Annotated in this window: 10 protein-coding genes; 5 read left to right on the top strand and 5 right to left on the bottom strand. The window is 63.4% G+C overall.

Annotation, left to right across the window (positions count from 1 at the left end; all coding sequences use genetic code 11):
* Positions 1-184: 184 nt before the first annotated feature.
* The gene (locus AAFX91_RS35820; protein ID WP_282530501.1) at positions 185-1,129 is read left to right on the top strand and encodes an AraC family transcriptional regulator; all 945 of its coding nucleotides are present in this window, start codon (positions 185-187) and stop codon (positions 1,127-1,129) included.
* A gap of 17 nt (positions 1,130-1,146) precedes the next feature.
* On the opposite strand, the gene AAFX91_RS35815 is transcribed toward AAFX91_RS35820, so the two are convergent.
* Positions 1,147-1,395, bottom strand: coding sequence for a hypothetical protein (locus tag AAFX91_RS35815; protein ID WP_028165843.1), 249 nt, complete (start codon positions 1,393-1,395; stop codon positions 1,147-1,149).
* Between the two features lie 114 nt (positions 1,396-1,509).
* A complete protein-coding gene (locus AAFX91_RS35810; RefSeq protein WP_394569667.1) occupies positions 1,510-3,594 on the bottom strand; it encodes a methyl-accepting chemotaxis protein in 2,085 nt (694 codons plus the stop codon).
* Positions 3,595-3,692: 98 nt separating this feature from the next.
* Here AAFX91_RS35810 and AAFX91_RS35805 point away from each other — a divergent pair, with 98 nt between their 5' ends.
* Positions 3,693-4,283 (top strand): NADPH-dependent FMN reductase, encoded by a 591-nt coding sequence (locus tag AAFX91_RS35805; protein ID WP_130582664.1) that lies wholly within the window; start codon positions 3,693-3,695, stop codon positions 4,281-4,283.
* 20 nt (positions 4,284-4,303) lie between these two features.
* On the opposite strand, the gene AAFX91_RS35800 is transcribed toward AAFX91_RS35805, so the two are convergent.
* Positions 4,304-4,648 carry a hypothetical protein gene (locus AAFX91_RS35800; protein WP_394569666.1) on the bottom strand — a complete coding sequence of 115 codons (345 nt, stop codon included), beginning with the start codon at positions 4,646-4,648 and terminating at the stop codon, positions 4,304-4,306.
* 120 nt (positions 4,649-4,768) lie between these two features.
* On the opposite strand from AAFX91_RS35800, the gene AAFX91_RS35795 reads away from it, so the two are divergent.
* Positions 4,769-4,954: a hypothetical protein gene (locus AAFX91_RS35795; RefSeq protein ID WP_130582662.1), complete on the top strand. Its 186-nt coding sequence runs from the start codon at positions 4,769-4,771 to the stop codon at positions 4,952-4,954.
* A 4-nt stretch (positions 4,955-4,958) separates the two neighbouring features.
* Here the strand turns inward: AAFX91_RS35795 and AAFX91_RS35790 are convergent, their stop codons facing one another.
* Positions 4,959-5,906: a hypothetical protein gene (locus AAFX91_RS35790; protein ID WP_394569665.1), complete on the bottom strand. Its 948-nt coding sequence runs from the start codon at positions 5,904-5,906 to the stop codon at positions 4,959-4,961.
* 195 nt (positions 5,907-6,101) lie between these two features.
* Complete coding sequence (locus AAFX91_RS35785) at positions 6,102-6,482, bottom strand: hypothetical protein (protein WP_394569664.1); 381 nt, start codon at positions 6,480-6,482, stop codon at positions 6,102-6,104.
* Positions 6,483-6,713: 231 nt separating this feature from the next.
* Between AAFX91_RS35785 and AAFX91_RS35780 the strand changes: the two genes are divergently transcribed.
* Entirely contained in the window at positions 6,714-7,313 is a 600-nt protein-coding gene (locus AAFX91_RS35780) for a L,D-transpeptidase (RefSeq protein WP_207234670.1), read from the top strand.
* Between the two features lie 373 nt (positions 7,314-7,686).
* Positions 7,687-8,184: a septal ring lytic transglycosylase RlpA family protein gene (locus AAFX91_RS35775; RefSeq protein WP_245476804.1), complete on the top strand. Its 498-nt coding sequence runs from the start codon at positions 7,687-7,689 to the stop codon at positions 8,182-8,184.
* Positions 8,185-8,753: the final 569 nt, after the last annotated feature.

Below are 8,753 nucleotides of genomic sequence, written 5' to 3'. Positions count from 1 at the left end.
CCGATCCGATTCGGTGTCGCCGCCCCAATCCTGACGGTCAGTTCTCCGGTAACATTCTTGATGAGGCAATGCGATAGAAGAAGAGTACGAGACGAGTCGTCGAGCGAAGATCGCCCGCTTTTTTTGCGGTGCGGCGTAATTGCCGTGCCACCGACTGGTGTTGCTCTTACAAGAACTATTTTAAATGAACGATCATTCACCGGCGCTAACGCTGGTGCCGAAGATATTTCGATTCGATGATATCGACACGTTTCGGAGCTTTATTCGAAACGTGCAGGTGGAGTGCATTCCGCTTGCCCGGGAGATTTCGGCCGAGCAAACCATCCTGAACTTGCCGGGTTGCGACCTTAACTACACCAAGGCGTTTCCACGGGTCATCGACGTGCAGCTTGCGCCGAACACGACCGCCGTCGGGTTCCCGATGGATGAGGGCGCTGCCATTCGCTTCAATGGTATCGAGCACGATCGGTCGTTGCTGGTGATCGGCAGCGGTGGGGCTGCCTATAGCGCCCTTGAGAGAACCCCCCGGCAGTATGCCTCGATCGTTTTCAAGCCTAAGGTCGAGGATCGCGGGTGGCCGAAGACTGGGCTGAGCTTCAATCTCTATGAAACCAGCGAGACGGCGAAACGGCGGCTGCGCCAACTGGTGCGGGAGATCCTGGCGATCGCGCCGCACCTAGCTGAAGCGCCTGAGGTTCCCGGAGTAGCGGTTGCGATCCGCGAATCCCTGATGGCTGCGATCGACCATGCGTTCGCCGAGGTCGTGCCGGCAAAGTGGACGGCGCGGGCGAACGCTGCCCGGCAGTTCAAGGTTTTCAAGGATGTGCAGGCTGTCCTGTCCAGCGATCTCGCACGGCCGATCTATAGCGGCGACCTTGCCAGGGAGATCGGCGTATCAGTGCGTACCATGCACGATGCGGTGCAGCGCTATCGGGGGATGAGCCTGCACCGATATCTCCGCCTGCGGCGGCTGTGGCTCGTTCGCCAAAACCTCTTGGCCGGCGCCCACAGCGTCAAGGCCTGTGCGCTCGCCTGTGGCTTTTGGCACCTCAGCGACTTCTCCAGGATATACCGGTCGCATTTCGGCGAATCGCCGTCCGAGACACTTTCGAAGTCGCGGCGATCCTGAATAGCTGGGCCGCGCGGTTATGCGCCGCTCTGGCACTTCTTCATGAAGCTGGTCTTGGCGGCGCCGGCGAGCTTCTTGCCATCGGACCCGACCGCTTTGGCCTCGCAGGACTCGGTAGTGCATTTCTTCATGAACGAGGTCTTTGCCGCGCCCGACAGCGGTTTGCCGTCCTTGCCGACGGCCTTGGTCTCGCAGGACTCCTGCGCGAATGCCGAGCCGATCGCAAAGGTGGTGACGACCGCTACCAACAATATCCGTTTGAGCATGGGCTTCTCTCCCTGTTTGCCAAAATAGCGGGGCGGATTGGATATCGGAATCTTGCGCCAATCAAGTTGGTAGCGCGCGGATTCCTCCGCCAAATCGACAACCCATACCCGCGACTACGCCGCCCGGACTTCCGCCAGGAAGCGGTTGACTTGGCCGGCGAGATCGCGCGACTGCGCGGAAAGCTGTTCGGCGGCGCCGAGTACCTGGCTGGCGGCGGATCCGGTGTCGTCGGCGGCACGCTGCACGCCGGAAATGTTCGAATTGACTTCCTGCGTGCCGCGCGCCGCTTCCTGGACGCTGCGCGAGATCTCCTTGGTGGCCGAGCCCTGTTCCTCGATCGCGGCGGCGATCGCGGTGCCGATCTGGTCGATCTCAGTGATCACGTCGACGACGTTCTGGATCGCCTTCACCGTCTCGTCGCTCGCGGCCTGAATGGTGGCAATCTGCTCGGAAATTTCGGTGGTCGCCTTCGCGGTCTGGCCGGCCAGCGACTTCACCTCCGAGGCGACCACGGCAAAGCCGCGTCCGGCATCGCCGGCGCGCGCGGCCTCGATCGTCGCATTCAGCGCCAACAGGTTGGTCTGCGCTGCGATGTTCTGGATCAGCGTGACGACATCGCCGATCTTCTGTGCACCTTCGGCGAGCGAGCGGGCGGTATCACCGGTGCGGCGGGCGTTGTCCACAGCGCGCGCCGCGATCTCGGTCGACTGGGTGACCTGGCGGCCGATTTCCGAGATCGAGGACGTCAGCTCTTCGGTCGCGCTCGCGACCGTCTGCACATTGGTCGAGGTCTGGTCGGAGGCCGCCGCCACGACAGCCGCCTGCCGGTTGGTGGCTGACGCCGTCGAGGACATCGACTGCGCGGTCTCCTCCATGGTGGCAGAGGCGGCTGAGAGCCCGCCGACGAGCTCGCTGACCTTCTCCTCGAACGTGTGGGTCAGGTTGTCGAGCACTTGCGCGCGGCGCATCTTGACCTGGTTCTCGGCTTCCTTCTCGGCCGCGAGGCGATCGGCCTTGATCATGTTATCCTTGAAGACGCGCACGGCCTGCGCCATCGCGCCGATCTCATCGCTGCGTTCGGCGCCGACGATCTCGTCCGCAACGTCGCCGGCGGCAAGCCGCGACATCCTGGCGGTCAACTCCACGATCGGCCTGCAGATCCGGCGGCGCACCATCATGACCAGCGCAACGCTCGCCGCGAGCACGGCGATGAGGCCGGCGAGCGCGACCAGGAAGCTGAGGCGTGCAGAGGAGTAAGCGGACGAGAGCACCTGCTCGGCATTGTCATAGAAGGCGTCGCGCACCCCGATGATCGAATTGAGCCCATGCTGCGATTCCACGTAGAAGGCATCGACGTCGTGCTCGTACTTGCCGCTGGCCGCGCCTTCCTTCACGAGCTTCAGCTCCTTGCCGAACCGCTCGACATAGGCCTCGTTCATGCGGTCGAGTGCGGCTGCGACATTGGCGGGCAGGTTGGGATTGCCGCGCAGTTCCTGCAGTGACATCAGCACCTGGTCCGCGCGGCCCTGAGCGCGGGCGAGATCGACCTTCTCGGTCTCGGTCGCCGCACGCCTGGCGCCGACGAGGTTCTTGTGCTGGCTCGCATTGAAGCCGCCGACGTCGCGCAGCGACCAGGCGATATTGGCGTAGACCGCCTGCCGATAGGCGTCGCCGTCGATCAGGGCCATCTTGCGCACCTGGCCGTCGAGCAGGGACGCTGCGGCATTGTTGAGCACCGCATTGTCGGCGACGATCTTCTTGGCGGCGTCCTTGCGCGCTTCCGCTGGGCCGTCGATCGCCTTGTCCATCGCCTCGCGCAGCGCGTTGAATTGTGCGTTCACTCCATCGATGCCGGCGCCGATCGCTTGGCCGTCCTCGAGCGAACCGGGCAGCGCTTTGCGCAGCGCCATCATCTTGTCGCGGGCGCGATCGGTCGCTGTGCGCACCTTCTCGTTCAGATCGGCCCGCTGCTTCGGATCGACCGTCGGCGGCCCAAACAGGATGTTGGTGGCGAAGCCACGCTCCGAATTAAGATAGCGCGGGATGTCACTGATCGCGCGCACGATTGCGAGTCGCTCCTGCGCTACCGACACGTTCTCCATGGTCTGGTATTTCGAGACCGCGACATAGACGGCGAGTCCGCCGCCCACGGCGGACAGCGAGACGATAGCGGTGGTCAGGAGGGTTCCGATTTTCATCTGACTGGTGCCATTCTGGACGATAGAGGAGCATTCGGTTCCATGGTAACCAGCGCGGATTAAATCCGCGTTTACGCTTTCCGATCGGAGTGGCCGGCATGGCTCATCGCATCCTCGTCTTCTACGGCTCCTATCGCTCCGACCGCATGGGCATTCGGCTTGCGAGCTTCGTGGTCGAGGGTCTGCGCGCCCGCGGCGAGGACGTCGAATTCATCGACGCCAAGGAGGTCGGATTGCCCATGCTCGACCGCATGTACAAGGAATATCCGAAGGGCGCGGCGCCTGCTGCGCTGGAGAAGCTTGCGGGCCAGATCCGCGAGGCCGACGGCTTCGTGTTCATCACCGGCGAATACAATTGGGGCATCCAGCCGGGGCTGAAGAACCTCACCGATCATTTCCTGGAGGAGTGGTTCTGGCGGCCTGCCGCGATCGCAAGCTATTCCGCCGGCCGCCTCTCCGGCGCGCGCGCCGCGACCGCCTGGCACGGCACGCTCTCTGAGATGGGCATGGTGGTGATTTCAAGCACGATCGGCGTTGGACCGATCGCGCAGACGCTGTCGGCGGACGGAAAACCGATCGGCGAGGGCGGCAAGGCGCTGGAGCGGGCCTTTCCGCGCTTCGCCGATGACCTCATCTGGTGGGTCGAAGCCGCCAAGGAGCAGCGGGCGCGCAAGCAGCCGCCTTACTGAGTTGAGGCGAGGGCCCCTAACTAACGCGTTCGCTGATCCGAATTTCCCGTGGCTGATTTGCGCTTGGTTTCGGCAGGCGCGCCCATCTCCTGGCAGGGCATCTGCTGCCATGAACCGTCGGCTGCTTTTTGATAGGCACGGCAGGGCGATGTCGCCTGCTTGTCGTCGGCCTTCTGGGCGTCCGGCTGGGTTTCCGAGTTCTTCGCGAGGACCGGCGTCGCAAAATGCGCGAGCGCGGCCACCGAACCGGCGAAGATCACTGCTGCAATCCGCATCGGAGGTTCTCCTTTCGATGCAGATTTTTCTAGAAGCAATTGTGGAAAATTTTTGCCGAACGGCCCGATGCGCCGGACTTTGCTTAACAATCGGAAAATGACCGATGAGCCAAGGCCCGGGGAACGAGGCTGTCGTTCGGCGGTTTAGAACAAACTGCGGCCTAACCAGAACGGTGTGACGACCGGCGCAGGCAACATCGGGAGAGCGACATGATGCCAGAGACGCAGATTCACGTGATCGCGCGGCAGATGTTGGAGCAGCACGGCTTTGAGGCGATCGCCCGTGCGGCGCAGAAGGCGCAAGCCTGCGAGAGCCAGGGCGAGGCCGACGAGGCCCGCGAATGGCGCCACATCGAAGCCGCCATGAAGATCATGCGCGGCCCCAACCAGAGCTGACAAGCTATCGCACCGGCATTGGCGGACGCACCACTGGTCCGCCATCTTGCGCCGGCGGCTCGGGCACCGTTTGCAGCGGAGCCGGCGCGGGCGGTGGCGGCAGGGGCGGAGCTGCAGCGGCGGTTTGCGCGGGCGGATATGCCGGCGGCTTCGGCCTGCGCACGGGCGCTGCGACCGGCCGCGGCGGCGGCGCCGGGCGCGGCTGCACGGCTTGTGCCGAAACCCTGGCCTCGGAATTCCTGGCCATGTCGCGGGCGATCTGATCCTGCCCAGTCTTGAGCTGCGCGATGCTGGCTTTGAGTTGCTCGATCTGTTGGCCCATCGTCGCGAGATCGTGCGCCATCGACTGCAGCAACTGCGCGGTATCAGGTGGAAGGGCTGCGGCGGTCGCCGGCGCGGCGGCTTGCGCAGGCTGTGCCTGAGCAGGGGTGTCCGGCTGAGCGACCGCCTGATCGGTCGAGGCGGTTTGAACGGCGGGTGGGGCCGGCTGCTCTGTAGCCGCCTGATCGGCGGGCGGGGCGGATTGCTCCGCGGGCGCCGTCGAGTTACCCGGCGGTGACGAAGACAACGACGACAACAGCGAGACCTGCGGTATCCAGTCCGCAATCATCTGCTTGGCGGTGTCGCCATGATGCTTCCAGGCCGCCGCCGCGAAAGCGCTGAGCAGAGCGAACAGGAAGCCCATCGCGGCGCGCCTGGCCCATTTGGCGAGCGGTGAAGGCTCGCTCGGGAGCTGGATGTGATCGCTGGCCGTCACGCGAAACGCGGTATCGAGCGATGGCGCCGAGGCGCCGGTTGCCACGTAGCTCTGCGGTGCCGGCGCCTGGTTCACTTCGGCACGCGTTGGCGGTGCACGATCTCCGCGCGCGGCGAGCACGACTTCAGGGTCGATCACGAAAACATCGTGCGGATCGGATTCTTTAGCAGGATTAGCGTTCAGCGTGGAAAGCATTGGCGCTCCATCTTCAGTCCAATGCCACCCGCTCTGGAAGCGGCCGGCGGATTTACACTACGTCAACCATCCTCTGCCCAGCCCCACGACTCCAGCCAGGTGTGACCAAAGCAAGGCAAGAGGAGGGAGAGTCTGGGGCCGCCCACGGCGACTGGCTTCCCCGGAACTCGGGAATCAGTCGCGGAAGAGGGCGTGCTAGTTCTTCGGACGGATGAAGCCGGCGAGGTGAGTCTTCTGCGCTTCGCACCAGGTCGTCATCCCCAGCCGCCGCTGGTCGAGATCAGTCGCCTGGGTGGCGACCGCGACTTCGGCCATGAGCTCGTCGTCCTGCCGCTCGCCCATCTTGCCGCCGGTGTGCATGAACGCGATCGCCTTGCGCACTTTCTCCGTGGTGCCATCGGGCAGGTGCATCTCCTCGGCCTTCTGCACCAGGTCCTGATAGACGAGGTCGGTGTTGGGACACTCGACCTTGGCGGCAAACGCCTGCAGCACCAGCGTGACATAGGCCGAGCGCGGATCGGCCTGCGCGGGCTGAGCAGCAAGCAACAGCCCTGCGATCAACAAAGTATAGCGCATCCTTGGGAACCTCCTGTTTTTTGAGGAGGCTAGCGTCGACACTCGCGCCGTGCAACCGAGGCAAGGCAGAACGTGCTGACGCAATCAAACAGACGTGTTTCCACAGCCTTTGCCATGATTTCAGCACTATTCTGGCAGCAACTAGGTAACAGGTTAACGCAGGGGAGACGTGCGGTGTCGAGATTGGGGCTCGCAGTTTTGCTGACGGGGGCGGTGTCGCTCGCCGGCTGCATGCAGACGACGCTGTCGCCATCCACAGATGCCAGCATGACGCCGCGCGATCGGCAATTGTTGGCCCATCCGCCTTACGCGCAGGCTTCCATTCCGGAGCAGTTCCAGCGCCATATCGTCGACTACACGCGCAAGGAACAGCCGGGCTCGATCCTGGTCGATACCGATGCGCGCTATCTCTATTACGTGCTGCCCGATGGCAAAGCGATCCGCTACGGCGTGGCGGTGGGCGAGGAGGCGATGGCCTTCTCCGGGGTCGCTACCGTTGGCCGCATGTCCGAGTGGCCCGACTGGGTTCCGACCAAGGATATCCAGGAGCGGCTCGGACCTTATCCGTCGCGTGTCGCCGGTGGCCCTGCTAATCCGCTCGGTGCGCGGGCGCTCTATCTCTACCAGGGCAACAAGGACACGCTGTACCGCATCCACGGCACCAATCAGCCGGAATACATTGGGCAGGCGATCTCGTCCGGCTGTATCCGCATGGCCAATTCCGACGTGATCGATCTGTTTGGCCGGGTGAAGCCGGGCGCGACCGTCGTCGTGCTGCCGCCTGCTGCTGGCACGGCGGCGATCGGACCGTTCAGCCCGCGCCGCGGCTGACTTGATCTAAGCCAACTCACCATCCCTCATTCCGGGGCGACGCGTTAGCGCCGCAACCGGAATCCATTTTCGCGTTGTGCCTGCGGCCCATTGGATTCTGGGCCAGCATGCTTCGTATGCAGCCCGCCCATAATGACAGCGCCGGCTGTGGCGCAATCACCACACCTTGCGGGAATCGTGCAACGGCAAGCGTGCCCGACGCTTCCTGCCCCGGTTAAGCCCGATTGGAGTCCGCCCTTAACGACGTTGGATTTCGGCTTGGGCTAGGGGCGCGAGTTGGGGATGCAACATGTGGTTCGACGCTGCCGCAAATTCGTACGTCGACATCAGGGGGCGCGCGCAGGTTGATGCGCACCTGGTCTCATCCGGTTCTATGTGGAGAGCCACGCGGCTCATCGCGGTGGTTCTCGGGGCCGCTTCATTGGCGGCCTGTGCGCAGTCAACCGTCGTCAGCCAACGATCGGAAATCGGCGCGAGCAGGCAGGCATCGTACGTGCACACCCGCACGGCGGCGGTAGCGATGAAGAGGCGGGTAGCGGCGATGCGGAAGCATACGCGCCTGGCGTCGCGCAAGGGCGGCGATGCCAAGGTCGCATCCCAGGGTGTCGCGAGCTTCTACAGCGAGGACTCGCAGACTGCGAGCGGAGAGAAGTTCGACAAGAACGAATTGACCGCGGCGCATCCGACCTTGCCGTTCGGCACCAAGCTTCGCGTCACCGACGTCAAGAGCGGCCGTTCGGTGACGGTGCGGGTCAACGACCGCGGACCGTATGTGCGGGGACGAGTCGTCGACGTCTCCTATTCCGCCGCGCAAGAACTCGGAATGGTCGGCAAGGGTCTCAGCAACGTCAAGCTTGACGTGGTCCACTAGACTCTTGTCTTGACGTGTTCTCTCACGCGAAGCGGTATCCGCTCTGGTTGGTGGTCCCACACGTCGGGAATTTCTCTGTCGTCGTCGGGAAAATCTCCCTCGCGCTCGGCGCTTTATTCAGGTTGCCGGCAGCTTTCGTCACGATAAGATTCTAAACGCTACGTCCCGCGCCTTGAACTTATCCATTGCGTGCGGATTTCTTACCCAATGAACTTCAACCCCGCCTTCCATTCGTGGAGGCGGGGTTTTTCTTCCTGTTCTTCATTAGACCAATTCCAAGCAACGTGGCGCCTCCGAGACAGCCCGGTTCTGGTTGCGCGACAACGCGCGTCCGTCTATGTGGATTGCATTATCAAGGACGGCGCGCTGGACGGCTGGGGCTTCGGCGGTGGTATCCGCTACCATTGCCGTTAGCCGAACGGCATCAACTTGGCACTCAACGTGAAGAGCATGACCGACCGCGTCACCATGGCCTGCACCAGGAGTGGCGGCGACTGAAATGGACCCGCGGAGCGGGACCGCTTGAACCGGTTTGTTAGTTGGAAACTGACCGCTCCTGATCCCTTTCT

The organism is Bradyrhizobium sp. 31Argb (assembly GCF_043638955.1).
Lineage (GTDB): Bacteria > Pseudomonadota > Alphaproteobacteria > Rhizobiales > Xanthobacteraceae > Bradyrhizobium.
This window is presented reverse-complemented; position numbering and strand designations above follow the sequence as displayed.

Coding starts and splice junctions, on each gene's coding strand:
- AAFX91_RS35785 (WP_394569664.1), bottom strand. CDS start 6,482: ATGCGCTATACTTTGTTGATCGCAGGGCTGTTGCTTGCTGCTCAGCCC.
- AAFX91_RS35795 (WP_130582662.1), top strand. CDS start 4,769: ATGATGCCAGAGACGCAGATTCACGTGATCGCGCGGCAGATGTTGGAG.
- AAFX91_RS35805 (WP_130582664.1), top strand. CDS start 3,693: ATGGCTCATCGCATCCTCGTCTTCTACGGCTCCTATCGCTCCGACCGC.
- AAFX91_RS35820 (WP_282530501.1), top strand. CDS start 185: ATGAACGATCATTCACCGGCGCTAACGCTGGTGCCGAAGATATTTCGA.
- AAFX91_RS35780 (WP_207234670.1), top strand. CDS start 6,714: ATGCAGACGACGCTGTCGCCATCCACAGATGCCAGCATGACGCCGCGC.
- AAFX91_RS35815 (WP_028165843.1), bottom strand. CDS start 1,395: ATGCTCAAACGGATATTGTTGGTAGCGGTCGTCACCACCTTTGCGATC.
- AAFX91_RS35790 (WP_394569665.1), bottom strand. CDS start 5,906: ATGCTTTCCACGCTGAACGCTAATCCTGCTAAAGAATCCGATCCGCAC.
- AAFX91_RS35775 (WP_245476804.1), top strand. CDS start 7,687: ATGTGGAGAGCCACGCGGCTCATCGCGGTGGTTCTCGGGGCCGCTTCA.
- AAFX91_RS35810 (WP_394569667.1), bottom strand. CDS start 3,594: ATGAAAATCGGAACCCTCCTGACCACCGCTATCGTCTCGCTGTCCGCC.